The 23,837-nt window shown below is 71.7% G+C and carries 29 protein-coding genes; 22 read left to right on the top strand and 7 right to left on the bottom strand.

The features are described from left to right. Nucleotides 1-45 precede the first annotated feature (45 nt). From ACFSKW_RS51910 to ACFSKW_RS51820, 18 genes are all read left to right on the top strand, one after another. A complete protein-coding gene (locus ACFSKW_RS51910) occupies nucleotides 46-1,128 on the top strand; it encodes an NAD(P)/FAD-dependent oxidoreductase (protein ID WP_379582789.1) in 1,083 nt (360 codons plus the stop codon). A gap of 42 nt (nucleotides 1,129-1,170) precedes the next feature. Next, nucleotides 1,171-1,878, top strand: a complete 708-nt coding sequence (locus ACFSKW_RS51905) for a DUF3152 domain-containing protein (RefSeq protein ID WP_379582787.1) — start codon at nucleotides 1,171-1,173, stop codon at nucleotides 1,876-1,878. Between the two features lie 73 nt (nucleotides 1,879-1,951). Then, nucleotides 1,952-2,803, top strand: coding sequence for a universal stress protein (locus ACFSKW_RS51900; RefSeq protein WP_379582785.1), 852 nt, complete (start codon nucleotides 1,952-1,954; stop codon nucleotides 2,801-2,803). 271 nt (nucleotides 2,804-3,074) lie between these two features. Next, on the top strand, nucleotides 3,075-3,689 hold the full coding sequence (locus tag ACFSKW_RS51895) for a D-sedoheptulose-7-phosphate isomerase (protein WP_379582784.1): 615 nt from the start codon (nucleotides 3,075-3,077) through the stop codon (nucleotides 3,687-3,689). Further along, nucleotides 3,686-3,940 (top strand): HypC/HybG/HupF family hydrogenase formation chaperone, encoded by a 255-nt coding sequence (locus tag ACFSKW_RS51890; RefSeq protein WP_379582782.1) that lies wholly within the window; start codon nucleotides 3,686-3,688, stop codon nucleotides 3,938-3,940. The genes ACFSKW_RS51895 and ACFSKW_RS51890 overlap by 4 nt, the downstream gene beginning before the upstream one ends. Then, nucleotides 3,937-4,623 (top strand): D-sedoheptulose-7-phosphate isomerase, encoded by a 687-nt coding sequence (locus ACFSKW_RS51885; RefSeq protein ID WP_379582781.1) that lies wholly within the window; start codon nucleotides 3,937-3,939, stop codon nucleotides 4,621-4,623. The genes ACFSKW_RS51890 and ACFSKW_RS51885 overlap by 4 nt, the downstream gene beginning before the upstream one ends. Nucleotides 4,624-4,655: 32 nt before the next feature. Then, nucleotides 4,656-5,729 carry an NADH-quinone oxidoreductase subunit B family protein gene (locus tag ACFSKW_RS51880; protein ID WP_379582780.1) on the top strand — a complete coding sequence of 358 codons (1,074 nt, stop codon included), beginning with the start codon at nucleotides 4,656-4,658 and terminating at the stop codon, nucleotides 5,727-5,729. 14 nt (nucleotides 5,730-5,743) lie between these two features. After that, complete coding sequence (locus ACFSKW_RS51875) at nucleotides 5,744-7,531, top strand: nickel-dependent hydrogenase large subunit (protein ID WP_379582778.1); 1,788 nt, start codon at nucleotides 5,744-5,746, stop codon at nucleotides 7,529-7,531. Between the two features lie 13 nt (nucleotides 7,532-7,544). Continuing rightward, nucleotides 7,545-8,114 (top strand): NifU family protein, encoded by a 570-nt coding sequence (locus ACFSKW_RS51870; protein WP_379582776.1) that lies wholly within the window; start codon nucleotides 7,545-7,547, stop codon nucleotides 8,112-8,114. After that, complete coding sequence (locus tag ACFSKW_RS51865) at nucleotides 8,111-8,740, top strand: DUF5947 family protein (protein ID WP_379582774.1); 630 nt, start codon at nucleotides 8,111-8,113, stop codon at nucleotides 8,738-8,740. Before ACFSKW_RS51870 ends, ACFSKW_RS51865 begins: the two co-directional genes overlap by 4 nt. Continuing rightward, on the top strand, nucleotides 8,733-9,374 hold the full coding sequence (locus ACFSKW_RS51860) for a DUF6084 family protein (RefSeq protein ID WP_379582772.1): 642 nt from the start codon (nucleotides 8,733-8,735) through the stop codon (nucleotides 9,372-9,374). Before ACFSKW_RS51865 ends, ACFSKW_RS51860 begins: the two co-directional genes overlap by 8 nt. After that, nucleotides 9,371-10,732 carry a hypothetical protein gene (locus tag ACFSKW_RS51855; RefSeq protein ID WP_379582770.1) on the top strand — a complete coding sequence of 454 codons (1,362 nt, stop codon included), beginning with the start codon at nucleotides 9,371-9,373 and terminating at the stop codon, nucleotides 10,730-10,732. The genes ACFSKW_RS51860 and ACFSKW_RS51855 overlap by 4 nt, the downstream gene beginning before the upstream one ends. After that, nucleotides 10,729-11,358 carry a hydrogenase maturation protease gene (locus ACFSKW_RS51850; RefSeq protein WP_435192457.1) on the top strand — a complete coding sequence of 210 codons (630 nt, stop codon included), beginning with the start codon at nucleotides 10,729-10,731 and terminating at the stop codon, nucleotides 11,356-11,358. The genes ACFSKW_RS51855 and ACFSKW_RS51850 overlap by 4 nt, the downstream gene beginning before the upstream one ends. Beyond that, on the top strand, nucleotides 11,351-11,743 hold the full coding sequence (locus ACFSKW_RS51840) for a hydrogenase maturation nickel metallochaperone HypA/HybF (protein ID WP_379582768.1): 393 nt from the start codon (nucleotides 11,351-11,353) through the stop codon (nucleotides 11,741-11,743). Before ACFSKW_RS51850 ends, ACFSKW_RS51840 begins: the two co-directional genes overlap by 8 nt. After that, the gene (locus tag ACFSKW_RS51835) at nucleotides 11,691-11,969 is read left to right on the top strand and encodes a HypC/HybG/HupF family hydrogenase formation chaperone (RefSeq protein ID WP_379582766.1); all 279 of its coding nucleotides are present in this window, start codon (nucleotides 11,691-11,693) and stop codon (nucleotides 11,967-11,969) included. Before ACFSKW_RS51840 ends, ACFSKW_RS51835 begins: the two co-directional genes overlap by 53 nt. Nucleotides 11,970-11,975: 6 nt before the next feature. After that, nucleotides 11,976-13,100, top strand: a complete 1,125-nt coding sequence (hypD, locus tag ACFSKW_RS51830; RefSeq protein WP_379582764.1) for a hydrogenase formation protein HypD — start codon at nucleotides 11,976-11,978, stop codon at nucleotides 13,098-13,100. Beyond that, nucleotides 13,097-14,311 carry a hydrogenase expression/formation protein HypE gene (hypE, locus tag ACFSKW_RS51825; RefSeq protein WP_379582762.1) on the top strand — a complete coding sequence of 405 codons (1,215 nt, stop codon included), beginning with the start codon at nucleotides 13,097-13,099 and terminating at the stop codon, nucleotides 14,309-14,311. The genes hypD and hypE overlap by 4 nt, the downstream gene beginning before the upstream one ends. 23 nt (nucleotides 14,312-14,334) lie before the next feature. Further along, entirely contained in the window at nucleotides 14,335-14,730 is a 396-nt protein-coding gene (locus ACFSKW_RS51820) for a hypothetical protein (RefSeq protein WP_379582760.1), read from the top strand. Between the two features lie 116 nt (nucleotides 14,731-14,846). Here ACFSKW_RS51820 and hypF read toward each other — a convergent pair whose 3' ends face one another. Beyond that, complete coding sequence (hypF, locus tag ACFSKW_RS51815) at nucleotides 14,847-17,120, bottom strand: carbamoyltransferase HypF (RefSeq protein ID WP_379582758.1); 2,274 nt, start codon at nucleotides 17,118-17,120, stop codon at nucleotides 14,847-14,849. A 151-nt stretch (nucleotides 17,121-17,271) separates the two neighbouring features. Here hypF and ACFSKW_RS51810 point away from each other — a divergent pair, with 151 nt between their 5' ends. After that, nucleotides 17,272-17,706 (top strand): sensor histidine kinase, encoded by a 435-nt coding sequence (locus tag ACFSKW_RS51810; RefSeq protein ID WP_379582756.1) that lies wholly within the window; start codon nucleotides 17,272-17,274, stop codon nucleotides 17,704-17,706. A gap of 63 nt (nucleotides 17,707-17,769) precedes the next feature. Here ACFSKW_RS51810 and ACFSKW_RS51805 read toward each other — a convergent pair whose 3' ends face one another. Further along, the gene (locus ACFSKW_RS51805; protein WP_379582754.1) at nucleotides 17,770-18,324 is read right to left on the bottom strand and encodes a helix-turn-helix domain-containing protein; all 555 of its coding nucleotides are present in this window, start codon (nucleotides 18,322-18,324) and stop codon (nucleotides 17,770-17,772) included. 66 nt (nucleotides 18,325-18,390) lie between these two features. On the opposite strand from ACFSKW_RS51805, the gene ACFSKW_RS51800 reads away from it, so the two are divergent. Both ACFSKW_RS51800 and ACFSKW_RS51795 read left to right on the top strand, forming a co-directional pair. Continuing rightward, nucleotides 18,391-19,068, top strand: coding sequence for an AzlC family ABC transporter permease (locus ACFSKW_RS51800; RefSeq protein ID WP_379582752.1), 678 nt, complete (start codon nucleotides 18,391-18,393; stop codon nucleotides 19,066-19,068). Next, nucleotides 19,065-19,388, top strand: coding sequence for an AzlD domain-containing protein (locus ACFSKW_RS51795; RefSeq protein WP_379582750.1), 324 nt, complete (start codon nucleotides 19,065-19,067; stop codon nucleotides 19,386-19,388). The genes ACFSKW_RS51800 and ACFSKW_RS51795 overlap by 4 nt, the downstream gene beginning before the upstream one ends. Nucleotides 19,389-19,421: 33 nt before the next feature. Here ACFSKW_RS51795 and ACFSKW_RS51790 read toward each other — a convergent pair whose 3' ends face one another. From ACFSKW_RS51790 to ACFSKW_RS51775, 4 genes are all read right to left on the bottom strand, one after another. Beyond that, complete coding sequence (locus tag ACFSKW_RS51790) at nucleotides 19,422-20,342, bottom strand: tetratricopeptide repeat protein (RefSeq protein WP_379582748.1); 921 nt, start codon at nucleotides 20,340-20,342, stop codon at nucleotides 19,422-19,424. Nucleotides 20,343-20,411: 69 nt separating this feature from the next. Continuing rightward, on the bottom strand, nucleotides 20,412-20,942 hold the full coding sequence (locus ACFSKW_RS51785; protein WP_379582746.1) for a DinB family protein: 531 nt from the start codon (nucleotides 20,940-20,942) through the stop codon (nucleotides 20,412-20,414). 125 nt (nucleotides 20,943-21,067) lie between these two features. Next, nucleotides 21,068-22,219 carry a cysteine desulfurase family protein gene (locus tag ACFSKW_RS51780; RefSeq protein WP_379582744.1) on the bottom strand — a complete coding sequence of 384 codons (1,152 nt, stop codon included), beginning with the start codon at nucleotides 22,217-22,219 and terminating at the stop codon, nucleotides 21,068-21,070. Nucleotides 22,220-22,387: 168 nt separating this feature from the next. After that, nucleotides 22,388-22,867 (bottom strand): NUDIX hydrolase, encoded by a 480-nt coding sequence (locus ACFSKW_RS51775; RefSeq protein WP_379582742.1) that lies wholly within the window; start codon nucleotides 22,865-22,867, stop codon nucleotides 22,388-22,390. 68 nt (nucleotides 22,868-22,935) lie between these two features. Between ACFSKW_RS51775 and ACFSKW_RS51770 the strand changes: the two genes are divergently transcribed. Continuing rightward, entirely contained in the window at nucleotides 22,936-23,196 is a 261-nt protein-coding gene (locus ACFSKW_RS51770; protein ID WP_379582741.1) for a hypothetical protein, read from the top strand. Here ACFSKW_RS51770 and ACFSKW_RS51765 read toward each other — a convergent pair. Further along, nucleotides 23,193-23,756: a TetR/AcrR family transcriptional regulator gene (locus ACFSKW_RS51765; protein ID WP_379582739.1), complete on the bottom strand. Its 564-nt coding sequence runs from the start codon at nucleotides 23,754-23,756 to the stop codon at nucleotides 23,193-23,195. The genes ACFSKW_RS51770 and ACFSKW_RS51765 overlap by 4 nt on opposite strands. Between the last annotated feature and the right edge of the window lie 81 nt (nucleotides 23,757-23,837).

Genomic DNA, 23,837 nt, shown 5'->3' with positions numbered 1-23,837 from the left:
CTGACCCACTCCTCGCCAACCTAACCTCTTTGAGATCATCGAGGGATGAGGATCACCGTGATCGGGAGCGGAATCGTCGGCGCCGCCGCCGCGTACCACCTGAGCACGCGCGGCGTCGCCGTCACCGTGGTCGACGAGGAGCGAGCGGGGGCGGCGACGCAGGCGGGCGCGGGCATCGTGTGCCCGTGGGTGGACCACGAGGACGACGAGGGCTGGTACCTGCTGGCTCGTGAGGGCGCCCGGCACTACGGCGGGCTGCCCCTTGAGGGGGGCGCTCACGCGAGGGTGGGCGCGCTGCTGGTGGCCGGGGAGCGGGCCGAGTTGGAGCCGGTGCGCGCGCTGCTGGCCGCCAGGCGGGCAGGGGCACCCGAGATGGGCGAGGTCACCGAGGTCGACAGGCCCGCCGAGCTGTTCCCGCCGCTGGCTCCAGCGCTGAAGGCGCTGTTCGTGCCGGGTGCCGCGCGCGTCGACGGGCGCGCGGTCCGCGACGGCCTGCTGGCGGCGGCGGTACGGCGGGGCGCGGCCGTCCTCCGCGGATCGGCGAGCCTCGCGCCCGACGGCACGGTGGTGGTCGCCTCGCCCGCCACGGAACCGGCGGCACGCGGACCGGTCGCCCAGCCGGCGGCCGACGCGGTGATCGTGGCGGCGGGCGCGTGGACGGGCGAGCTGTGCCGCCCGCTGGGGGTCGAGGTGCCGGTCTTTCCCCGGCGCGGGCAGATCGTCCACGCCGCCGTGCCGGGGGCCGACACCGCGGCCTGGCCGATCGTGCTGCCCGTGCGGGGCCCCTACCTCCTGGGCTTTCCTGGAGGGCGGGTGGTGATGGGCGCGACGGTGGAGGAGGCCGGGTTCGACCCGCGGGTCACGGTCGCGGGCATGGCCGAGGTGCTGTCTGGCGCGCTTGGCGTGGCTCCAGGCCTGGCCTGCGCCACGGTGACCGGGACGCGGGTCGGCCTGCGTCCCGTCACGGCCTCCGGCAGGCCGCTGATCGCCAGGGTCGCCGACGGGGTGGTGGCCGTGACGGGGCTGAGCGCCTACGGGCTGACCGCGGGCCCCTATGCGGGGATGCTCGCCGCCACGCTCGCGACAGGTGACAAACCTCCGCTCGACCTGGCGCAATACGGTTTATGATCAGATCTCCCCCAGTGACTCGAGGGGGATGATGTGCGCTCTGTGGCGCTCGGTGTCGTATTCTTCCTGCTCACCGAGTGCGGGGCGCCGGCCGCGGTGTCGCGGGTCGAACCGCCCCCTCCCACGCCGGAGCCCGCCGAGGTGTCGCGGGCCGGAGCACGCCCTCCCGCGCCGAAGGCCGCCTCGCCACCCCGCCTGGTCAAGGCGAAGCGGCCCGTCAAGGTGCCTGACAGGGGCAGCGGCAGGTACCGGGTGGTCGCGGGCGGCGCCGCGCCGAGGAAGGGCCGCGGCGCGGCGGTCCGCTACCAGGTGGAGGTGGAAGGCGGCCTGCCCTTCTCCCCTCAGGAGTTCGCGGCGAGCGTGCACGCGACGTTGAACGATCCGCGCAGCTGGGGCAGGTTCCGGCGGGTCGACCACGGTCCCACACGGCTGAGCGTCGCCCTGACCAGCCCGCTGACCACGGACGCGCAGTGCCTGCCGCTGCGCACCGGCGGCGAGCTGTCGTGCTGGAACGGCCGCAGGTCGGTCATCAACGCCGTGCGCTGGGCGAGGGGCGTGGAGTCGTACCGCGGCGACCTGACCGCCTACCGCCAGTACGTCATCAACCACGAGGTCGGCCACGGCCTCGGCCATCATCACGTCGGCTGTCCCGGCAGGGGCAGGCCCGCGCCCGTCATGGTGCAGCAGTCGAAGTCCCTCGAGAGCTGCCTGCCCAATCCATGGCCGTACCCGTCGGCCGGCGAAAGATGAGAGCAGGGGACCTTCGGCCCTACGCCGTCCGGGCTCCTGCTGCTCTCATGGGGACATCTGCGGAGGAGTGATCATGATCGTGGTGGGGGTCGACGGTTCACGGGCCGGTCTGGAGGCGGTCGGCTGGGCCGCGGCCGAGGCCGCGCTGCGCCGTGTGCCGCTGCGGGTGGTGCACGCCATCCATCGCTGGGCGGTCGAGACCGAGCAGGGCCGGTACGCGGGGGTCGCCCGCTGGATGCGCGAGGGCGCGCAGACCGTGCTCGCGGCCGGTGTCGACCGGGCCCTGCGCGAGCATCCGGGGTTGACGGTGGAGGCGGAGATCCTCCCCGGCGACCCGCGCGCGGCGCTGATCAGGGCCAGCGAGCGAGCCGAGCTGCTGGTGGTCGGCAACCACGGGCTGAGCGCCGTGCGCGGCCTGCTGGTCGGCTCGGTCGCCTACGGCGTGGCGGGACACACCCCGTGCGACGTGGTCGTCGTGCGGGAGACTCCCGCCGTCTCCTCCGGGGAGATCGCGGTCGGCCTGGACTCCTCGCCGTGGACCGCGCACGTGCTGACGTTCGCCTTCGCGGAGGCCGCGCTGCGCGGGGCCGCCCTGCGGGCCGTCCACGTGTGGAACAGGTACGAGACGGGCGGCGGATTCCAGGCGGTGCCCGACGACTTCTTCGAGGACGAGAGGAACGAGGTGCGCCAGCTGGAGGAGACGCTGGCGGGCTGGAGCGAGCGGTACCCGGACGTGACGGTGATCAAGGAGATCGTGCAGGGCCACCCCGTCGACGCGCTACGTGAGGCCGCGCGCGGTGCGGACCTGCTGGTGGTCGGCTCGCGCGGTCGCGGTGGCCTGAAGGGTCTGGTGCTCGGCTCGGTCAGCCACGCGATGCTGCACCACTCGCCGGTGCCGCTGGCCGTCATCCGCCGGCCGGTCTGACCGGCGGCACTCGGGGCGTCCACGAGGGGCACGACCGGTCATGGGGGATCGGCCTGCCCGGGTGGCGGCCCGGCGCGGGGACGGCGTTCGACGGCCGAAAGAACGGCGCGTTCCCGCAGCTCAGGAGCCCTTCTGCGGCGGCGGTCCGGACTTTGCGAAATATCCAACATCTGTTTTCTTCCGGCCGTCCCGCCTCGGCGTACGGTCGGTAAGCAGGGGACCTTTCAGCACGAGAACCAAGAAGCGCTCAACGTGGGGGAAGTGGTCCGCTATGGGCCAGACGGTCCTGGCCTCCGTTCCGGAGGTCTTCGCACGCCGGGTGGAACCCGCTCGCGGGCTCGCAGGAGAGGCCGAAACCGTGGCGCGCGCCTGTCATGCCATGGCGAGGCGTTTCCACGGCGGCGGAAGGCTCATCGTCTTCGGCAACGGCGAGGCGGCCACGGACGCCCAGCACATCGCGGTCGAGTTCGTCCATCCGGTGATCGTGGGCAAGCGCGCGCTTCCCTCGTTCTCGCTCACCGGCGACGTGGCCGCGATCACGGGCATCGCCGCGACGGAGGGGTTCGACGAGGTCTTCGCGCATCAGTTGCGGCATCTGGCGGTTCCCGACGACATGGCGCTGGGGGTCTCGCCGTACGGGAACTGCGTGAACGTGCTCAGGGCGCTGGAGACGGCGAAGGAGCTCGGCCTGCTGACGCTGGCGCTGGTCGGCGGTGACGGCGGGGAGATCGCGCGGAGCGCGTCGGTCGACCACGTCATGGTCGCCAGGTCGAACGACCCCCGTGTCGTCAAGGAAGTGCACGTCACGACGTACCACATCCTGTGGGAGCTGGTGCACGTCTTCTTCGAGCAGCCGGGCGTGCTGGATCCCAGGGTGGTCGCATGAGCGCCTACGAGAGCGCCTGCCACGAGGAGGTGTGCGCCACCTGCTCCGACGAGGCCGTGCCCGTGACGGTGGTCCGGCTGCTGGAGGACGGCATGGCCGAGGTGGACACCGGACAGGGCCGCGAGGAGGTGAGCGTCGCCCTGGTGGAGGCACAGGTGGGCGACACGGTCCTGGTCCACGCCAAGGAGGCCATCGCCGTCGTCGGGCAGGTCGTGCTCGGACAGGCGGTGACCGGGGAGGTGACGACGTGAGCGCGCCCGAGGAACCGATGGAGTCGCTGTACCCGTTCCTCTACTCCGGCGGCACCGACCTGGAGGCCGTGATGACCGCGGTGCGGCAGTCCACGGTCGACAAAGCCAACGAGATCGTCGCCCTGCGGCAGAGCGTGCTGGAGCGGGACGGCGAGCGGATGGCCGCCTGCGCGCAGGCCATGGCGGCCGCCTTCGAAGGGGGTGCGCGGTTGTTCGCCTTCGGCAACGGGGGCAGTTCCACCGACGCCCAGGACGTGGCCACCCTGTTCCTCAACCCGGGCGGCACGGCCAGGCCGTTGCCCGCGTTCGCCCTGACCGCGGACGTCGCGGTGGTGACGGCGCTCTCGAACGACATCGGATTCGAGGTGGTGTTCTCCCGGCAGCTCGCCGCGTCCGGCCGCGCGGGGGACATCGCGTTCGGGCTGTCGACCAGCGGCAACTCCCGCAACCTCATCGCCGGCTTCCAGGAGGCCGACAGGCGAGGCATGATCACCGTCGGGCTGGCCGGCTACGACGGCGGCCAGATGGCCGAGCTGGGCACGATCGACCACCTGTTCGTGGTGCCGTCGACCTCGGTGCACCGCATCCAGGAGGCCCAGACCACGGTCTACCACGCGCTCTGGGAGCTCACCCAGGATGCGCTCGGGCGGCGGGGCACGGTACCGCCGCCGCGTTCCAGCTGAACAGACCCAGACCCGCGAGGGTGGTGAGGCGCATGAGCGCGCCGACGGAGTCGCAGAAGACCACATCACAGACGCAGGACGAGCCGCTCGTCCATATTCTGTGGATCAACGCGGGGCTGAGCTGCGACGGCGACTCCGTCGCGCTCACCGCCGCCACCCAACCGAGCATCGAGGAGATCGCGCTCGGGGCGCTGCCGGGCCTGCCCAAGATCGCCGTGCACTGGCCGCTGATCGACTTCGAGTGCGGTCCGATGCAGGGCGCGGACGTCTTCATCGAGTGGTTCTACCGGGCAGACCGCGGCGAGCTGGACCCGTTCGTGCTGGTCGTCGAGGGGTCGATCCCCAACGAGTCGATCAAGCAGGAGGGCTACTGGTGCGGGTTCGGCAACAACCCCGAGACCGGGCAGCCCATGACCACCAGCGAGTGGCTGGACCGGCTCGCGCCCAAGGCGACCGCGATCCTCGCCGTGGGCACCTGCGCCACGTACGGTGGCATCCACGCGATGGCCGGCAACCCGACCGGCGCCATGGGCGTCGCCGACTACCTGGGCTGGGACTGGAAGTCGAAGGCGGGACTGCCGATCGTCAACGTGCCCGGGTGCCCGATCCAGCCCGACAACCTGTCGGAGACCATCCTGTACCTGCTCTACCAGGTCGCGGGTCAGGCGCCGATGATCCCGCTCGACGAGGCGCTGCGCCCCACGTGGCTGTTCGGCAGGACCGTGCACGAGGGCTGCGACAGGGCCGGCTACTACGAGCAGGGCCAGTTCGCCACCGAGTACGGCTCGCCGAAGTGCCTGGTCAAGATGGGCTGCTGGGGACCGGTCGTGAAGTGCAACGTCCCCAAGCGCGGCTGGATCAACGGCATCGGCGGCTGCCCCAACGTGGGCGGCATCTGCATCGCCTGCACGATGCCGGGGTTCCCGGACAAGTTCATGCCCTTCATGGACGAGCCGCCGGGCGCGAAGCTCTCCTCGACGGCCAGCAGCGCGTACGGCGCGGTCATCCGCACCCTGCGCCACATCACCGAGCGCACCGTCGACAAGGAACCCAAGTGGCGCAGGAAGGGCCGCGAGCTGCTCACGGGCTACAAGGCCCCTTGGTAACCAGCGAGGCTGACATGACGACCACACCACAGCAGCCCGGCGAAGAACTCGTCGAGATGGCATGGGATCCGATCACCAGGATCGTGGGAAGCCTGGGCATCTACGCCAAGGTGGACTTCAAGAACAGGTCGGTCGCCGAGTGCTACAGCACCTCGTCGATCTTCCGCGGCTACAGCATCTTCATGAAGGGCAAGGACCCGAGGGACGCGCACTTCATCACCAGCAGGATCTGCGGCATCTGCGGCGACAACCACGCGACGTGCTCGGTCTACAACCAGAACATGGCCTACGGTGTCCGGCCGCCGTTCCTCGGTGAGTGGATCATCAACCTGGGCGAGTCCGCGGAGTACATGTTCGACCACAACATCTTCCAGGAGAACCTGGTCGGGGTGGACTACTGCGAGAAGATGGTCCGCGAGACCAACCCCGGAGTCCTCCAGAAGGCCGAGCGCACCCAGGCGCCGCACGCGGGCGAGCACGGTTACAAGACCATCGCCGACATCATGCGCTCGCTGAACCCGCTGGAGGGCGAGTTCTACCGCGAGGCGCTGCAGGTGAGCCGTTCCACGCGGGAGATGTTCTGCCTGATGGAGGGCAGGCACGTGCACCCGTCCACGCTCTACCCCGGCGGGGTCGGCACCGTGGCCACGGTGCAGCTGTTCACCGACTACCTGACCAGGCTCATGCGCTACGTGGAGTTCATGAAGCGCGTGGTCCCCATGCACGACGACCTCTTCGACTTCTTCTACGACGCCATCCCCGGCTACGAGCAGGTCGGCAGGCGGCGGGTGCTGCTCGGCTGCTGGGGCAGCCTCAACGACCCGGAGTACTGCGACTTCACCTACCAGAACATGAGCGACTGGGGCCGGCGGATGTTCGTGACGCCGGGCGTGATCGTGGACGGCAAGGTCGTCACCAACGACCTCGTCGACATCAACCTCGGGATCAGGATCCTGCTGGGCAGCTCCTACTACGACGACTGGGAGGACCAGGAGCCGTTCGTCACGCACGACCCGCTGGGCAACCCGGTCGACATGCGGCACCCGTGGAACCAGCACACGATCCCGCATCCGCGCAAGCGCGACTTCACCGACCAGTACAGCTGGGTCATGTCGCCCCGCTGGTTCGACGGCAAGGACTTGCTCGCGCTCGACACCGGCGGCGGGCCCCTCGCCCGGCTGTGGTCGACCGCGCTGTCCGGTCTCGTCGACATCGGTTACGTCAAGGCGACGGGGCACAGCGTGCTCATCAACCTGCCCCGCACGGCCACCATGCCGGAGCGGACGTTCGAGTGGAAGATCCCGGAGCGTGGCGGCCAGCTGTACTCCAACACTCTCGAACGCAACAGGGCCAGGACGTACTTCCAGGCGTACGCCGCCGCGTGCGCGCTGTACTTCGTCGAGCGGGCACTGGCCGAGGTACGCGCGGGCCACACCCAGACGTGGTCGCCGTTCACGGTGCCCGAGGAGGCGATCAGCTGCGGCTTCACCGAGGCGGTGCGCGGCGTCCTGTCCCACCACATGGTGATCAGGGACGGGAAGATCGCCAACTACCACCCGTATCCGCCGACGCCCTGGAACGCGAGCGTGCGCGACTCGTACGGCACGCCGGGACCCTACGAGGACGCCGTGCAGAACACGCCGATCTTCGAGGAGAACACGCGAGAGAACTTCAAGGGCATCGACATCATGCGGACGGTCCGCAGCTTCGACCCGTGCCTGCCGTGCGGGGTCCACATGTACCTCGGAGGCGGCAAGCAACTGCAGAAGCTGCACACCCCGCACGCCTTCGGCGGGTCCTGACGGGGTCGAGGCGATGCCTGAGACCATCGACGCCAGGGCGGCAGGCGAGCGCGTGGAGAGCCTGCTCGCCGAGCTGAGCGCGCTCAGCGACCAGGTGACGCGCGACAAGGCCGAGGAGCTCGTGCGCGTGCTGGTCGAGCTGTACGGCGCGGCGCTCGAGCGCATCATGGAGATCGTCACGGACGCCGGGCAGGCCGAGACGCTGCGCAGGCTCGCCGACGACGAGCTCGTCGCCGGCCTGCTGGTCGTGCACGACCTGCACCCGCTGAGCACCGAGGAGCGCGTGCTCGCGGCGCTGGAGAGCGTCAGGCCCTATCTCGGCAGCCACGCGGGAGACGTGGAGCTCGTGGGCGTCGAGGAGACGGGCGTCGTGCGGCTGCGCCTGGCGGGCACCTGTCACGGTTGCCCCTCCTCGCGCGTCACGGTGACGACGGCGATCGAGCAGGCGATCGCCAGGGCCGCGCCGGAGGTGGCAGGGGTCGAGGTGGACGGCGTGGCCGAGCCCGACACGCCGCTGTACCAGATCGGGACCCGCCGGCCTCCGGGTCCGTGCCCTGTTCCGGAGACGGCGGCGGCGCCATGAGCACGGGACTGCGCCGCTTCCGCGAGCCCCGCCCCTCCCCCGCTCCCGTCGCGGGCGAGCGGTGCGAGATGTGCGCCGAACCGATCGACGCCCGTCACGGGCACGTGGTGAACGTCGAGAGCCGCGCCCTGCTGTGCGCGTGCAGGAGCTGCTACCTGCTGTTCACGGTGCCGGGCGCCGCCCAGGGCAGGTTCCTCGCGGTGCCCGACCGCTACCTGTACGCGCCGGACTTCATGCTGTCGGCGGCCGAGTGGGACGAGCTGCAGATCCCGGTGCGCATGGCGTTCTTCTTCCACAACTCCGCGCTGGGCCGTACGGTCGCCTTCTACCCGAGCCCCGCGGGGGCCACCGAGTCGGAGCTGCCGTTGCCGACCTGGGACAGGGTCATGGCGGCCAATCCGGGGCTCGCCGACGCGGCGCCCGACGTCGAGGCGCTGCTCGTCGACCGGCGGCCGGGCGGCTTCGTGTGCCACCTGGTGCCGATCGACGCGTGCTACGAGCTGGTCGGGCTGGTCAGGAGCAGATGGAAGGGCTTCGACGGCGGCCAGGAGGTCTGGCAGGCCATCGACGCCTTCTTCGAGGAGCTGCGGGCGCGCAGCCGCGAGGTGCGAGCCGGTCATGGTTGACCTCGGCTTCACCTGCCTCGACGCCACCGCCGACCGGTACGCGGCGGCGCCGACGCTGCGCTTCCCTCTGCGGATCACCGAGACGGGTGGAGGGTCCGTGCACGCCATCGCGCTGCGCTGCCAGATCCGCATCGAGCCGCACCGCCGCCGCTACTCCGGCGCCGAGTCCGAGCTGCTCGCCGACCTGTTCGGCGCGCCCTCCCGCTGGGGGGAGACGCTCAAGCCCCTGCAGTTCGCGATCGTCTCCACCATGGTTCCCGGATTCACGGGGGCGACGCAGATCGACCTGCCGGTGCCGGTCACCTACGACCTGGAGGTGGCGGCGGGCAAGTACTTCGCCGCCCTCGACGACGGCGAGATCCCGCTCCTGCTGCTCTTCAGCGGCACGGTGTTCGTCAGGACGCCCGCCGGTTTCTCCGTCGAGCAGGTGCCGTGGGACCGCGAGAGCGCCCATCGGCTGCCCGTGTCGGTCTGGCGGGAGCTGATGGACCGCTACTTCCCCGGAGAGGGGTGGCTGCGGCTGCGCACGGACACGCTGCGCGGCCTTCACCGGTTCAAGTCCGCCCAGGCGCTCGCCACGTGGGACGACACCATCGAGGCGCTCCTGGCCAGGGCGAGGGAGGCGGCGCCATGAGCACGTCGATGGAGATCGCCCGCAAGGTCGCCGACGCGGTGCTCTACGAGGGCTACCTGCTCTATCCGTACCGGGCCTCGGCCACCAAGAACCAGGCGCGCTGGCAGTTCGGGGTCCTGGTGCCGCCCGCCTACACCGCGACGGCCGAGCACCCCGCCTGCCAGACCGAGTGCCTGCTCGAGGCCCGCGAGGACGCTGTCCTGCGGATCGGCCTGCGGTTCCTGCAGGTCCGGGTGAGGACCGTCGAACGTGCCGAGGGTTCGGGTTACCGTCCCGTCCCCGCGCTCGAGGTCGCCGGCGAGACGTATCTGACCTTCGACGAGGCGGTCGAGCGGGAGCGCGACACGGTGGTGTCGCTGGCGGAGCTGCTGGCCGCCGAGCGGATCTACGAGGTGGGGCACGACACCACGCGCACGGTGGAGCCGCTGCCCGCCGCACCCGGCGGCGGGCCGAGCGGCCGCATCGTGCGCGAGGACCGGCGCGTCGACGCGAGGCTGGCGGTGCGGGCCGAGCGGATCGACGGGCCGTACGGGCTGGTGAAGCTGCGTGTGCGGGTGGAGAACACGACGGAGTGGGCCGATGCGGAGGCTTCGCGCGACGAGGCGCTGCGCAGCTCCCTCATCGCCGCGCACACGCTGCTCGCGGTCGAGGGAGGAGCGTTCGTGTCGCTGCTCGACCCGCCCGCGTGGGCGGCGGAGGCGGCGCGCTCGTGCAGGAACCTGCGCACCTGGCCGGTGCTGGCCGGGCAGGAGGGACGGCGCGACGTCATGCTGTCCGCGCCGATCATCCTGTACGACTACCCGTCGATCGCGCAGGAGAGTCCGGGCGAGCTGTTCGACTCGACCGAGATCGACGAGCTGCTCAGCCTGCGCACGCTCACCCTCACCGAGGCGGAGAAGCGCGAGGCCAGGGCGACCGACCCGCGGGCCGCCGAGATCATCGACAGGGTGGGCGACCTGCCGCCCGAGGTGCTCGAACAGCTCCACGGCGCCGTCCACTGCCTGCGCCCGGCCGAGCGCGAGAACCTCCCGTGGTGGGATCCGGGAGCCGACAGGGCGGTGTCCCCCGAGACCGACAGCGTCGTCGTCGGCGGGGTGACGCTGGCCAGAGGCAGCGGGGTGCGCCTGCTGCCCGGCCGCGGCACTTCGCACGCACGGCGGGCCGACGCCCACGACATGTTCCTCGCCGGGCGGAGGGCGACGGTCGAGGCGGTGTTCCTCGACGTGGACGGCGTCCGCCACCTGGCCGTGACGCTGGACGACGATCCGGGGGCCGACCTGCAGCGCGAGCAGGGCCGCTTCCTCTACTTCTCCCCCGACGAGGTCGAGCCGCTCTCGGGCGGGAAGGAGGACGGATGAGCCGCACGGTCCTGGTCGCGGGTGTCGGCAACGTCTTCCTCGGCGACGACGGCTTCGGCGTCGAGGTCGCCAGGCGGCTGCTGTCGGAAGCGGGCCTGCCTGAGGGGGTGGTCGTGGCCGACTTCGGGATCCGCGGCATCCACCTGGCCTACGAGCTGTTGACCGGCTACGACGAGGTGATCCTGATCGACGCGGTGCCCATGGACGAGCCTCCGGGGACGTTGACGGTCCTCGAGCCTGCGCTCGACGAGGCAGGGCCCGTGGACGACGTGCTCGCGAGGGGGGCGCTCACCGACGCCCACGGCATGACCCCGGACGCGATCTTCGGCCTGCTCCGCGCGTTCGGCGTCACCACCGGCCGGATCCTGCTCGTCGGCTGCCGGCCCGCCGACACCTCGCCGGGCATGGAGCTCAGCGAGGCGGTGGCACGGGCCGTCCCCCATGCCGCCGAGCTGGTTCGCGACCTGGTGCGCGACCTGGCCGTACCGGAACGACAAGGAGGGGTCCACGATGTTCAAACGCGTGCTGATCGCAATGACGGTGGCCGGGATAGGCGTCCTGGTGTGGCAGTCCCTGCCGGACATCAAGCGCTACCTCGAGATCCGGGAGATGTGAGCGGTGCATGAGTTCGGCATCGCCGCCTCGGTGCTCGACGCGGTCGAACGCCGTGCCGTGGGACGGCGGGTGGCACACGTCAAAGTCCGCGCCGGAGCGTTGCTCCGCATCACCGGGCCCGCGCTCGACCAGGCATTCTCCGTGGTCGCGCAGGGAACGGTCGCCGACGGGGCCTCGATCGACCTGGTCGTGGTGCCCATCCGGCTCACCTGCAGGACCTGCGGGCGCCAGGAGGACACGGCCGACGCGCTCGCGGTGTGCGGCGGCTGCGGCGGCGCAGACGTCGACCTGCAGGGGGGCGACACGCTGGTCCTCGAATCCATCCAGATGGCGGAGGGACATCATGTGCCTGGGAATCCCCGGCGAGATCGTGGAGATCCTGCCCGACCACGCTGACCTCGCGAAGGTCGACGTCAGCGGCGTACGGCGGGCGATCAACATCGGCCTGCTGGAGAACGAACGGCTCCAGCCCGGCGACTGGATCCTCATCCATGTCGGCTTCGCCCTGTCGAAGATCGACGAGGAGGAGGCCAGAGCCGCGCTGGACTTCCTGGAGGGCATCGGCCAGGCCTACGACGACGAGCTGGCGGCACTCCGCGAATCATCGATCGACCGGGGGTGAGGCGCGATGCGCTTCGTCGACGAGTACCGAGACGCAGAGAAGGCCCGCGCGCTCTCCGCGAAGATCGCGAGCCTGTGCGAGCCGGGCAGGGAGTACAAGTTCATGGAGGTGTGCGGCGGTCACACCCACACCATCTACAAGCACGGCCTCGAGGACTACCTGCCCGAGACCATCACGCTGGTGCACGGCCCCGGCTGCCCGGTCTGCGTGATCCCGATGGGGCGGGTCGACGACGCCATCCACATCGCCGAGCAGCCCGACGTCATCATGACCTCCTTCGGCGACATGATGCGGGTCCCAGGCGGGCGCGGCTCGTTCTTCGACTCCATGGCCCAGGGCGCGGCGATCCGCATGGTCTACTCGCCGCTGGACGCCCTCAAGGTGGCCAGGCAGAACCCGGACCGGCACGTGGTCTTCATGGCCATCGGGTTCGAGACCACGGCGCCGTCCACCGCGATGACCGTGCTGCGCGCGGCGGCCGAGGGCATCGGCAACTTCTCGATCTTCTGCAACCACGTCACCGTCATCCCCGCCATCAAGGCGATCCTTGACTCTCCCGACCTGCGGCTGGACGGGTTCGTCGGGCCCGGCCACGTGTCGACCATCATCGGCTGCCGGCCGTACGAGTTCATCGCGCGTGACTACGGCAAACCGCTCGTCGTGGCGGGATTCGAGCCGCTCGACATCCTCCAGTCGATCTACATGCTCCTGGTGCAGCTCGCCGAAGGGCGTTCGGAGGTGGAGAACCAGTACGCGCGCGTCGTGCCGTGGGCGGGCAACGTCAAGGCGCTCAGGGTCATCAGCGAGGTGATGGAGCTGCGGCCCTACTTCGAGTGGCGCGGCCTGGGCTTCATCTCGCACTCCGCGCTGCGGATGCGGGAGAAGTACGCCGCCTTCGACGCCGAGCAGATCTTCGAGATCCCTGGCGGCCGGGTGGCAGACCCAAAGGCCTGCCAGTGCGGCGAGGTGCTGAAGGGTGTGCTCAAGCCGTGGGAGTGCAAGGTGTTCGGCACGGCCTGCACGCCCGAGACGCCGATCGGCACCTGCATGGTCTCCTCCGAGGGTGCCTGCGCGGCCTACTACAACTTCGGCCGGTTCTCCCGTGAGCGGGTGAGGGAGGCGACCAGGTGACCGGCATCGAGGGGACGGGCACCGACAGGACGGGACTCGGCGGGACGGATCTCGGGGGCACCAGCATCGGCGGGACCGCCGACTGGGCCGAGGCGGCCGTGCGCGAGCACGCGGCCGAGGCCGAGGGGCCCAGCCGCGAGGAGCAGGTGCTCGAACGGATCGACAGGGCGCGCCACCGCAAGGCCAGGGTGAAGGAGGAGCACATCACCATGGCCCACGGCTCGGGAGGCAAGGCGACGCAGACCCTGGTGGAGGCCGTCTTCCTGGAGTCCTTCCGCAACCCGCTGCTCGAACCGCTCGAGGACGGGGCGGTTCTGGAGATCGGCACGACCCGGCTCGCCTTCACCACCGACTCCTACGTCGTGTCCCCGCTGTTCTTCCCCGGGGGCGACATCGGCGACCTCGCCGTCAACGGCACCGTCAACGACCTGTCGGTGTGCGGGGCCCGCCCGCTGTACCTGTCGGCGGGGTTCGTCCTCGAGGAGGGCTTCCCCGTCGAGGATCTCAGGCGCATCACCGCCTCTATGGCGGCCGCGGCGGCCGCGGCGGGCGTGCAGATCGTCACGGGCGACACCAAGGTCGTGCAGAGGGGCAAGGCCGACGGCTGCTACGTCAACACGGCGGGCGTCGGACTGCTCGACCGGCCGATCAGCCTCGGAGTCGCGGCCGCGCGTCCAGGTGACGCGGTCCTGGTGTCGGGACCGATCGGCGAGCACGGCGTCACCATCATGCTCGCCAGAGGCGAGCTGGACATCGAGGCCGACCTGACGTCCGACACCGCCCCGCTGAACGGGCTGATCTCCGCGCTGCTCGGCGCCTGCCCGCCGGGCGCGGACGGGGTGCGCTGCATGCGGGACGCCACCCGGGGCGGGGTCGCGACGATCCTCAACGAGATCGCGCGCGCCTCCGGCGTGGCCGTGGTCGTCGACGAGGACGCCATCCCGGTACGGCCTGCCGTACGGGGCGCCTGCGAGCTCCTCGGCATCGACCCGCTCTACGTCGCCTGCGAGGGCCGGATGGTCGTGGTCGTGGCCGGCGCGGCGGCCGACGGCGCCCTCGCCGCCCTGCGCGCGCATCCGCTGGGTGAGGGTGCCGCGCTGATCGGCCACGTCAAGGACGACCCTCCAGGACTCGTGCTGCTGAAGACCGCCTTCGGCGGCACCCGCATCGTCGACCTGCTGGTCGGCGACCCGCTTCCCCGCATCTGCTGAATCTGATGACGAAGGTGATGACCATGACCAAACCCAGCGGCCCGGAGGGCTGGCACGGCTTCTCTCCCGCCGTCGGACATGGGAGCGAGGAGGCCGTCCAAGCGGGCAACCGGGCCTTCCACCCGGAGGCGGCCGGCGCGCCGGGGCCCGGGCGGGAGCCGTCCGAGGAGGAGCGCTCGGGCGTATCCTCCACCGACACCGAGGCTCGCTCTCCGCTCGGCGTGGGCGAGAGCGGCGCGTCCAGGAGGGCCGAGGAGATCGCCAAGGAGGAGCAGGAAGCCGGGAGGGAGACCGTGGGCGTCAAGGGCGAGTCGGGGCGGCCTTACGGCACGTCGACCGCCGAGGACTCCACCGGTGTCGGGCCGCAGGATGCCCAGGGCGAGAGCCCGACCATGCCTTCGGGCGATCAGGGCGGCTGACCTGCCGATCTCGGCCTCGGCGTGACACGGGCGCCGGACAGTCTCAGCGCGATCCCGGCAGAGCCGGTTCAGCGGAGCAGGGTTTCAGCCGAGCAGGGTTTCAGCCGAGCCGGGTTTCAGCGGAGCCTGTCACGGGCCGCGGCGACGGCCGCCTGGCCCAGGCTGATCCCGCCGTCGTTCGGCGGCACCCGGTGGTGCGTCAGGACGCGGAATCCGCGCTGCTCCAGCAGGTCCGTGGCCCTGCCGAGCAGCAGGAGGTTCTGGAACACCCCGCCCGACAGCGCCACCGTGCCGAGCCCGTGCGCCTGCCTGAGGCGGGCGCACCCGTCGGCGACGGCGTGCGCGATCGCGTTGTGGAACCGGGCGGCGATCACCGCCCGGTCCACGCCCGATCGCAGGTCCTCGACGACCGCGCGGACCAGTTCGGCGCCGGGCACGACGAACGGTTCCTCCCCCGCCAGCCGGCACCCGTAGGCGCCGCGTTCCTCCGGGTCGGCCAGCTGCTCCAGCTCGATCGCGGCCTGCCCCTCGTAGGTGATCGCGTCGCGAGCGCCGACGATCGTGGCGACCGCGTCGAACAGCCTTCCCATGCTGGAGGTGAGGGGGGCGCTGACACCCCGGCGGGCGAGCGCGACGACGGCCTGCCAGCGCTCGGCGTTGCGCCGTACGACATCGAGGCCGGCGGGCGGGTCACCCTCGTAGGCCGCGTCGAGGTGGGCCGCGGCCATCCGCCATGGCTGCTTGATCGCCGTCACGCCGCCGGGCATCGGCACCGTCGCGAGAAGGCCCGCTCTGCGGAAGCCTGCCAGGTCCGCCACCAGGAACTCCCCGCCCCACAGCGTGTCGTCCTCGCCGTAGCCGAGACCGTCGAACGCCACGCCGATCACCGGCCCCGCGACGCCGTTGTCGGCCAGGCAGGAGGCGATGTGCGCGTGATGGTGCTGCACCCCGACCAGGTCGACGCCCTCCTGGGCGAGCGCGTGCTTGGTGGACAGGTACTCAGGGTGCAGGTCGTGCGCGACCACCTCCGGGGCGAGGTCGAACAGCCGCCTGAAGTGGTCGACCCCCTCGGTGAAGGAGCGCAGCGTCTCGTAGTTCTCCAGGTCGCCGATGTGGTGGGAGACGAAGGCGTGGGCGTCCCGTGCGAGACAGAAGGTGTGCTTCAGCTCGGCGCCGCAGCCGAGGACGGTCCGGGGGAAGGGCCAGGCCAGGGTCAGCGGGTGGGGGACGTAGCCTCTGGAGCGCCGGATCGGCAGGTCCTCGCCGCGGAAGACGCGCAGGACGGAGTCGTCGGTCCGCATGTGGATGGGCCGGTCGTGGGTGAGGAAGGCTTCGGCGATGCCCCCCAGGCGGGGGCGGGCGTCCTGGTCGGCGTACACGATCGGCTCATCGGAGACGTTGCCGCTGGTCAGCACGATCGGTGTACCGACCCCGCGGAGCAGGAGGTGGTGCAGCGGGGTGTAGGGCAGCATCAGCCCGAGCCACCGGCTGCCCGGCGCCACTAGCGGCGCGACGTCGGCGTCGGGGCGCCTGCGCAGCAGCACGATCGGCCGGGCCCGTGAGGTGAGCAGGCGCTCCTCGGCCGCGTCCACGCCGCACAGCCTGCGGGCCGCGTCCAGGTCGGCCACCATGACGGCGAACGGCTTGTCCTCCCTGTGCTTGCGTTCGCGCAGCGCGGCGACGGCGGGCGCGCAGGAGGCGACGGCGGCCAGGTGGTAGCCGCCGAGCCCCTTGATCGCCAGGACGCCGCCGTGGCGCAGCAGCCGCGCCGTTTCCTCCAGGGGATCGCCGGGCAGCTCCTGTCCTGCCCGGTCGAGCAGCCGCAGCCGGGGCCCGCAGGCGGGACAGCACACCGGCTGGGCGTGGAAGCGCCGGTCGGCCGGATCGTGGTATTCGCGGGCGCAGTCCGCGCACATGGCGAAGGCGGCCATCGTGGTGTTCGGCCTGTCGTACGGCACGCCGCCGACGATCGTGAACCGGGGACCGCAGTTGGTGCAGTTGGTGAAGGCGTAGCCGTGGCGCCGATCGGCCGGGTCGTCCATCTCCCGCAGGCAGTCGGCGCAGGTGGCCACGTCAGGGGAGACGAGCGCGCGCCGCCGCCCTCCCGTGGCGCTGTCCGCGATGACGAATCCGGCCTCGCCCGTGGCGGGTATCAGCCCCGAGCTGATCCGCTCGACCAGCGCCAGCGGGGGCGGGCGCCGCCTGAGAGTCGCCAGGAACTCCTCGACGCTGGCGTGGGCGCCTTCGACCTCGATGAACACGCCGCGCTCGTCGTTGCCGACCAGCCCGTCGAGGCCGAGCCCGGTGGCGAGGCCGTACACGAAGGGCCGGAATCCGACCCCCTGCACGATGCCCTCGACCAGCACCGTGGCGCGGACACGCCTGCTCACCTCCTCATTGTCCGCCGGGACCGGTTCCGGCGAGAAGGGGACTTGCCACGTCTTGGCAAGTTATGGTCGGGTGCCCATACGGTGTTGTTCCAGACCGAAACTCGGTTCGACCGGCGATCACCGGGATGATCAGCCTGACTCCAGGACATCCATGGACATACGCAGATACCTCCAGACCATCATGCAGCGGGGCGGCACGGGCCTCGCGGAGGAGCTCGGCCGCCATCTGGACGAGTGGTCGCGGCGTACGGGCATCAGCGTCGAGACGTGGGCGCTTCCAGCCGGGCGGGTGCCCCAGCGGGTCACGGACGCGGTCCTGGCCTGCCTGGCCGAAGCGCTGTCGAACGTCGAGAAGCACAGCGGCGCGTCGGTCGTCTCCGTCGCCGTGACCGTGGGCGCGAGCGGGCTGCGCCTGACCATCAGCGACCATGGCAGGGGCTTCCTCGGCCGGGCGAGCGGCCGGGGCGTCGTCGCGATGAGCGCGCACCTGGCCGCGGTGGGAGGGCGCTGCGCCGTCAACGGCACGCCGGGAGGCGGTACCACGGTGAGCGGGATCGTCCCGGCCGCCGCCCTCCGCGGCCCGTAGCCACGCCCGTCGGCGGGCCGCGGGGCCACCGGGGCCACCGGGGCCACCGGGGCCGCGGGTAGGTCAGGTGTGTTCGGAGACGAGGACCGCCCTGGTCGACGGTTCAAGCGCCTCGAAGACGTGCGGCAGGTCCCCCGGGTAGGAGATGTAGTCGCCGGGACGCAGTTCCACCGGCTCGTCGGCGATGCCCACCAGCGCCCGCCCCGTCGCCAGCAGGACGTGCTCGGTCACCCCCGGCATGTGTGGGTCGGAGGCGCGCGCCTTGCCCGGCTCGGCGTCGATGCGGTAGATGTCGCGCCGTGCGCCCGGCGGGGCGGCGGCCAGCAGCACGGCCTGGTAGTCGGCCTGCGCCGAGGCGACCGCCACGCCCTCGTCGGACCTGATCACCTGCACGCGCGGCCTGGGCGGGTCGATGAGCTGGGAGAACGGCACGTTCAACGCCGTCGACAGCGCCCACAGGGTCTCGATGCTGGGGTTGCCCTGGCCGGACTCCAGCTGGGAGAGCGTCGACTTGGCGATTCCGGCGCGCCGGGCCACCTCGGTGAGGGACAGGCCTGCCGCGCCGCGCTCCCGCCGCAGAGCCGCGGCGATGGACTTCATGGGGACTTCCCGCTCCATGTGTTCACCGTAACACCCATCCGTTCGATTTGACGAACACGGACATGAGCGTTCATTCTGCACTTCATGCGTTCGATTCTGCGAACACTCGACGGCGGTCGGCTGCGGGACATCGCGCTGGTCAGCCTGGCCGTCGGTGTCGTCGGCCTGTCATACGGCGCGACCGCGGTCGCGTCGGGGTTCCCGCTATGGCTGCCGGTGCTCCTCAGCGTGCTCGTCCTGGCGGCGTCCTCGGAGTTCATGTTCATCGGGATCATCGTCGCGGGCGGCAGCCCCATCGCGGCGGTGCTGGCGGGGCTGGCGGTCAACGCGCGCCACCTGCCGTTCGGGCTGGCCCTGCCCGACGTGCTCGGGCAGGGGTGGCGGCGGCTGCTCGGCACTCACCTGATGAACGACGAGACCGTCGTCTTCGCCATCGCTCAGGAAGGACGCGCCAGGCAACGCGCCGCCTACTGGGCCTGCGGTGTCGGCATCCTGATCTGCTGGCCGCTCGGCGCCCTGGCCGGCGGCCTGGCGGGAACCGTCATCGATGACACCGGCGTGCTGGGACTCGACGCGATGTTCCCCGCCGTCCTGCTCGCGCTGGTCCTGCCCGCCTTCCGCGACAGGGACAAGCGTCACGCGGCCCTGGTCGGGGCCGCGATCGCCCTGGCCACCACGCCCTTTCTGCCCGCCGGCCTGCCTGTGCTGCTCTCGCTGGCCGGGCTGGCGGCCGGCGCCGTCCGACGGGAGGCCCACCGATGAACAACCCAGTCGTGCTGGTCGCCGCGGCCCTGGTGCTGGCCGGCGGCACGTTCGCGCTCCGGCTGGCGGGTCCGCTGCTGCGCGACCGCGTCAGCTTCCCGCCCAGGGTCGAGAGGCTGATGGAGTCGGCCGCCGTCGTCCTGCTGGCGGCCCTGGTGGCCACCACCACGCTGACCGAGGGCCACGGCCTCGCGGGCGTCGCCAGAGTGGCCGGGGTGGCGGTCGCGGGGGTGCTCGCCTGGCGCAGGGTCCCGTTCCTGGTGATCGTCCTGGCCGCCGCGGGGGTCACCGCAGGGCTGCGGCTGCTCGGTGTTCCTTGACCCGGCCGGCCATGCGGCGCCTGCGCTCCGCCCTCACCAGTCGTCGTCCATGGGAAGGTCGGTGAACGCGGTCTCGCCGTAGAAGAGCACCTCACCGTTGAGGCGGATCGGCTGGCCGGCGGGCAGCGGCGGCCCGGTCAGCGCCGGGATGGGCGTGAGCGACCAGTCGATGGTCCGCGCGCCGCGGATCGCCTCACGGAGATCGACGTGCTGGGCAGGGTGGGCCGGGCGGTAGACCGACAGCCAGAACTGCTCCTCCAGGCTGGCGCCGCGCTCCCGTTCCCACGCCTGCAGGTGCTCCTCGGCGAGCTCCTTCACCTCGGTCAGGTCCGTCAGCAGCCACGCCCACCCGTTGGTGCTCCCGCTGTGGCCGACGAGGTGCGTCATCTCGAGCGTGTAGAAGCCGCTGGAGTGGTGGAGCGGGAGCCGGGCCTCAGGGTGGGCGCGCTCGCCGCCTTCCAGCGCCGACAGCCTGGCCAGGGCGGCGCTGTCGTAGGGGTCGATCCGGAGCGCGTCCCGGTACGCGGTGAGCGCGGCGCCGGTGTCGCCCGCCCATTCCAGCGCGTATCCCAGCGCGAAGGCCGCCAGCGCGTTCGCCGGGTCGAGGTCCAGCGCTCGCCTGGCATCGCGCACCACCGCGCCGGCCAGCGCGTGGCCCGCCTCGTCGCTCCTCAGCCCGGCGAAGGGGCTGCCGTAGTCCTCCTGGTGCTCCTCGTCGAGCTCGTCGCCGATGTGGGCGCGCAGCTTCCCCAGCGCCAGGAGGGTCAGTCCCGTGGCGCCGGCCACATCGCCTGGCGCGACCCGCAGGATGCGCTCGTACTGCCCGCGGATCTCCGCCTCCTCCTCGATGAGCTCGTCCATCGGCACGCCGTACTCGTTGACGTTCTCCCAGAAGAGCTGAAGGGCGTGAGCGGCCGCCTGCCTGGCCGAGTCGTCGCCGTCGGTGCGAGTCATGGCGAGCACCCTAGCCGCGCGGGTGACGCCGCGTACGCCGCAGGGCGACATCGTGGCCAACGTCCGATCTCAGCCCTTCCCCCTCGCGCCGTGGAGGATGCGCAGCAGGCCGATCTCGGAGACGTTCTTGGTCAGTTCGACGTTGAGCCAGCCCGCCACGTGTGCCAGCGTCTGGTCCTGCCCCCACAGGCCCGCGGTCCTGTCCGCGGAGTCGAGGTCGGCATCGGTGAGCCGCAGGAGGTGCGCCTGCCAGTCGTCCTTCAACCCGCGCAACCACCCGGCCGCGGCCTCGGCACCGCCAGGCCAGGTGATCTCCTCGCGCGGGGGCGCTCCGTCACCGAAGCAGTGCCCGAGCGTGGTGGTCCACCAGAAACCGATGTGCCACATCACCCAGCCGATCGACACGGCCGGCACGGGGTCCGGTTCCGGCACCTCCCAGTCGGCCACCCATCGGCCCGGACCGTCAGGGCGGACCGTCCAGCAGTTCGGCGCCGGTTGCCACAGGCAGAGCGCATCATCGATGTCCTTGAGGTGGTATTCGAACAGCGTCCATGCGATATCGAGCTGCCGGACGAGAAGATCAACGCGGGCCACGGTCATGCGCGGAGTCTGTCACCGGCCGCGACGACCATGCCAACGATTTTCGCCCCCCCGAAAAGAGCGCGTCCTGATCGAGCGCGTCCCGAACGAGCGCGTCCCGAACGAGCGCGTCCCGAACGAGCGCGTCACGCTCGGACGGCTGCCGCCTGGGCGATCAGCCGGGCGGCCTGCCGTACCTCGTGCTCGCTGCTCCAACGGCCCAGTGACAGGCGCAGCGCCGCGAGCGCCCGCTCCGCGGGCAGCCCCATGGCCAGCAGCACAGGCGAGGGGGCGTCGACCCCTTCGTGGCAGGCCGAGCCGGTGGCGGCGGCGATCTCGGGGACGGCGGCCAGCAGCACCCGGCCGCCGGTGCCGTCGATGCTCACGTTGAGGGTGCCGGGCAGGCGCTCGCTCGGATGACCGTTGAGCCGGACCCGTCCGGGCAGCGCGGCCTCCAGTTCGGCCCGCAGCAGGTCGCGCAGAGCGGCCAGCCGTTCGGCGCTGCCGGGCAGCTCACGACCCGCGATCTCGGCTGCCTGTCCCAGGGCGGCGATGAAGGCCACGTTCTCCGTGCCGGGCCGCACTCCGCCCTCCTGCCCGCCGCCGTGGATGACCGGGCGGAGCGCGGTACCGGAACGGACGTAGAGGGCGCCGACCCCCTTGGGCGCGTACATCTTGTGGCCGACCACGGTCAGCAGGTCCACTCCCAGCGCGGCCACGTCGATGGCGACCTTCCCGACGGCCTGCGCGGCGTCGGTGTGGAACAGCGCCCCGCCGGCGTGGGCGACGGCGGCCAGCTCGGCGATCGGCTGCAGGGTGCCGGTCTCGCTGTTGCCGTAGGCGATCGACACCAGCGCGGTCGGCTGTTCGCGGACGGCGGCCCGCAGGTCGTCAGGGTCGAGCCTGCCGTGCCCGTCCACCGGCAGCAGCGTGACGGCGAAGCCGTCCGCCCGCAGGCTGTCGAAGGAGCGCAGCACGGCCGGGTGTTCGGTGGCCAGCGTGATGACGTGCCGCGCTCGGGAGCCGAGGGCCGCGCCCCGGATGGCCAGGGTGTCCGCCTCGGACCCGCCGCCGGTGAAGACGATCTCCTCGGCGGCGGCGCCGAGCAGTCGCGCCAGCTGCCCGCGGGCGCGGTCGAGGGCCTCGCGGGGCGCGGCGGCGTAGCGGTGGCCGCTGGAGGGGTTGCCGAAATGCGTCGTCAGGTACGGCAGCGCCGCCTCCAGCGCCTCGGGGTCGACCGGGGTGGTGGCGTTGTAGTCCAGGTAGATGGGCCCGCCGGCGAGCGCGGGATGCGTCATGACATGCTCCTCGGGAGAGTCTCGCGATGCGGGGCACGGCCTGCGGGCAGGAACCGCCCTGAAGATCGTTCCGGTAGCCGAACGTACCAGGCCGCCCCGCCCGTCGCGCGGGGCCGGTACCAGGCCATCGCCGGCCCCGCGTGCAGGAGCGCTCCCGCCGGAGGCGGCTCAGCTCGGCGCCATGCGCCGCAGGATCCGTGTGATCCACGGAGGGCAGGCGGGATCGGCCTCGGCCTCGGCGGCCGTCGTCCAGACCAGTCCCGCGACCTCGTCGGGGGAGGCGGCCGAGGGCCTGGCTTCGTCCGGCATGGGGCCGGTGAACGCCACGTTGATCACCGGGTCGCCGTCGTCCGTCACGAAGAACGCGCTCTCGACGTAGGTCAGCCCGGCACCGTCCACATCGACGCCGATCTCCTCGGCCACCTCCCTGCGCGCGGTCTCCTCCAGCACGTCGAGCCCGGCGCCGCGGGTCTGGACGTCGATCTCGACCTTGCCGCCGACCCCGGCGAGCACACCGGGCGCGTGGGACTCCTTCTCGCCCCGCCTGATGAGCAGCCAGCGGCCCTCCCGCTCCAGGAAGACCTCGACGTTGACGACGAAGGCGAGCCGACCGGCCCTGGTGGTGTGAGGCGCGGGTGTGATCGTCATGCCCGGACACTCTACGCACTCCGCTGACCTGGTCGCCGACCGAGCTGGGCGCCTGCCACGCGCTGGTCGTGCCCCTGACGTTCGGGTCCCTCGACGGCATGCCGGCCGGGTGGCTCATCAGGGGTGCGCCCGAGGCCGAGGCGCTGTCCCTGCAGTTCAGGACGGCGTGGACACGTTTCGCCAGGACGGGCGAGCCCGGCTGGCCCGCCTACGAGCCGGTGGCGGCGACGACACACCTGTTCGACGTGGAACCGTCCGACGTCGGCGACCCCGAGGCGGCCTCGCGGGCGCTGTGGTCGGAGCGCGGCTTCCCCGTGTTCGAGCCCTAGAGGCCACGGTCGGTACCGATCCCGCGCAACAGGGTGTCGACCAGGCGGGTGGCCATCGCGTCGGGATCGCCTCCGGGCTCGGCGGCCGACTCGTGGATCAGCGCGTAGTAGACGCGCCTGGCCCACTCGAGGTCGACCTCCGGCCTGATCAGCCCCGTCGCCGCGGCCCTGGACAGCAGCCTCGCACAGGTCGCGGCGACCTCGGCGTGGATGCGGGCGACCTCGGGGTCGCCGTCCTGGGCGCGGCTCATCGCGAAGCCCCAGTCGATCTTCACGCGCAGCACGTTGGCGGTCACCTGATAGAGGGCGACCAGCGGTGGCGTGCCGTCGGGGTTGGCCGCGGCGACGGCCTCGGCGAACCGCCGCGCCGCCCACGCGGCCATGGCCTCGACCAGCGCGTCCCTGGACGAGAAGCGCCGGTGGACGGTCGTCCGCGCCACACCCGCCGCCTCCGCGATCTGCTCCATGCTCGCCGCCGGGTTCCTCGACAGGACCCGCTCAGCCGCTTCGAGGATCGTCATGACGGTGCGCTCCGCGTCGGACCGCAGTGGCTTGCCCATGCGCGAGACACTACACGATCGTTCGCATTACGACTGAACTTGCATCATCACTGTTGCAAGTTCTATGTTGATGGCATCGCT

Origin of the sequence: Nonomuraea mangrovi, from assembly GCF_042681425.1 — a bacterium.
GTDB lineage: Bacteria > Actinomycetota > Actinomycetes > Streptosporangiales > Streptosporangiaceae > Nonomuraea > Nonomuraea mangrovi.
Note: the sequence above shows the minus strand (reverse complement) of the source record. Positions and strands in the feature narration are given on the sequence as shown.

Bases quoted from the DNA above. Each gene is read 5' to 3' on its own strand.
- ACFSKW_RS51780 (WP_379582744.1), bottom strand. From the start codon at position 22,219: ATGACGCATCCCGCGCTCGCCGGCGGGCCCATCTACCTGGACTACAAC.
- ACFSKW_RS51860 (WP_379582772.1), top strand. From the start codon at position 8,733: ATGGTTGACCTCGGCTTCACCTGCCTCGACGCCACCGCCGACCGGTAC.
- ACFSKW_RS51810 (WP_379582756.1), top strand. From the start codon at position 17,272: ATGGACATACGCAGATACCTCCAGACCATCATGCAGCGGGGCGGCACG.
- ACFSKW_RS51895 (WP_379582784.1), top strand. From the start codon at position 3,075: ATGGGCCAGACGGTCCTGGCCTCCGTTCCGGAGGTCTTCGCACGCCGG.
- ACFSKW_RS51880 (WP_379582780.1), top strand. From the start codon at position 4,656: ATGAGCGCGCCGACGGAGTCGCAGAAGACCACATCACAGACGCAGGAC.
- ACFSKW_RS51870 (WP_379582776.1), top strand. From the start codon at position 7,545: ATGCCTGAGACCATCGACGCCAGGGCGGCAGGCGAGCGCGTGGAGAGC.
- ACFSKW_RS51910 (WP_379582789.1), top strand. From the start codon at position 46: ATGAGGATCACCGTGATCGGGAGCGGAATCGTCGGCGCCGCCGCCGCG.
- ACFSKW_RS51795 (WP_379582750.1), top strand. From the start codon at position 19,065: ATGAACAACCCAGTCGTGCTGGTCGCCGCGGCCCTGGTGCTGGCCGGC.
- hypD (WP_379582764.1), top strand. From the start codon at position 11,976: ATGCGCTTCGTCGACGAGTACCGAGACGCAGAGAAGGCCCGCGCGCTC.
- ACFSKW_RS51790 (WP_379582748.1), bottom strand. From the start codon at position 20,342: ATGACTCGCACCGACGGCGACGACTCGGCCAGGCAGGCGGCCGCTCAC.
- ACFSKW_RS51775 (WP_379582742.1), bottom strand. From the start codon at position 22,867: ATGACGATCACACCCGCGCCTCACACCACCAGGGCCGGTCGGCTCGCC.
- ACFSKW_RS51765 (WP_379582739.1), bottom strand. From the start codon at position 23,756: ATGGGCAAGCCACTGCGGTCCGACGCGGAGCGCACCGTCATGACGATC.
- ACFSKW_RS51800 (WP_379582752.1), top strand. From the start codon at position 18,391: ATGCGTTCGATTCTGCGAACACTCGACGGCGGTCGGCTGCGGGACATC.
- ACFSKW_RS51850 (WP_435192457.1), top strand. From the start codon at position 10,729: ATGAGCCGCACGGTCCTGGTCGCGGGTGTCGGCAACGTCTTCCTCGGC.
- ACFSKW_RS51865 (WP_379582774.1), top strand. From the start codon at position 8,111: ATGAGCACGGGACTGCGCCGCTTCCGCGAGCCCCGCCCCTCCCCCGCT.
- ACFSKW_RS51900 (WP_379582785.1), top strand. From the start codon at position 1,952: ATGATCGTGGTGGGGGTCGACGGTTCACGGGCCGGTCTGGAGGCGGTC.
- ACFSKW_RS51820 (WP_379582760.1), top strand. From the start codon at position 14,335: ATGACCAAACCCAGCGGCCCGGAGGGCTGGCACGGCTTCTCTCCCGCC.
- ACFSKW_RS51875 (WP_379582778.1), top strand. From the start codon at position 5,744: ATGACGACCACACCACAGCAGCCCGGCGAAGAACTCGTCGAGATGGCA.
- ACFSKW_RS51835 (WP_379582766.1), top strand. From the start codon at position 11,691: ATGTGCCTGGGAATCCCCGGCGAGATCGTGGAGATCCTGCCCGACCAC.
- ACFSKW_RS51855 (WP_379582770.1), top strand. From the start codon at position 9,371: ATGAGCACGTCGATGGAGATCGCCCGCAAGGTCGCCGACGCGGTGCTC.
- ACFSKW_RS51890 (WP_379582782.1), top strand. From the start codon at position 3,686: ATGAGCGCCTACGAGAGCGCCTGCCACGAGGAGGTGTGCGCCACCTGC.
- ACFSKW_RS51805 (WP_379582754.1), bottom strand. From the start codon at position 18,324: ATGGAGCGGGAAGTCCCCATGAAGTCCATCGCCGCGGCTCTGCGGCGG.
- ACFSKW_RS51785 (WP_379582746.1), bottom strand. From the start codon at position 20,942: ATGACCGTGGCCCGCGTTGATCTTCTCGTCCGGCAGCTCGATATCGCA.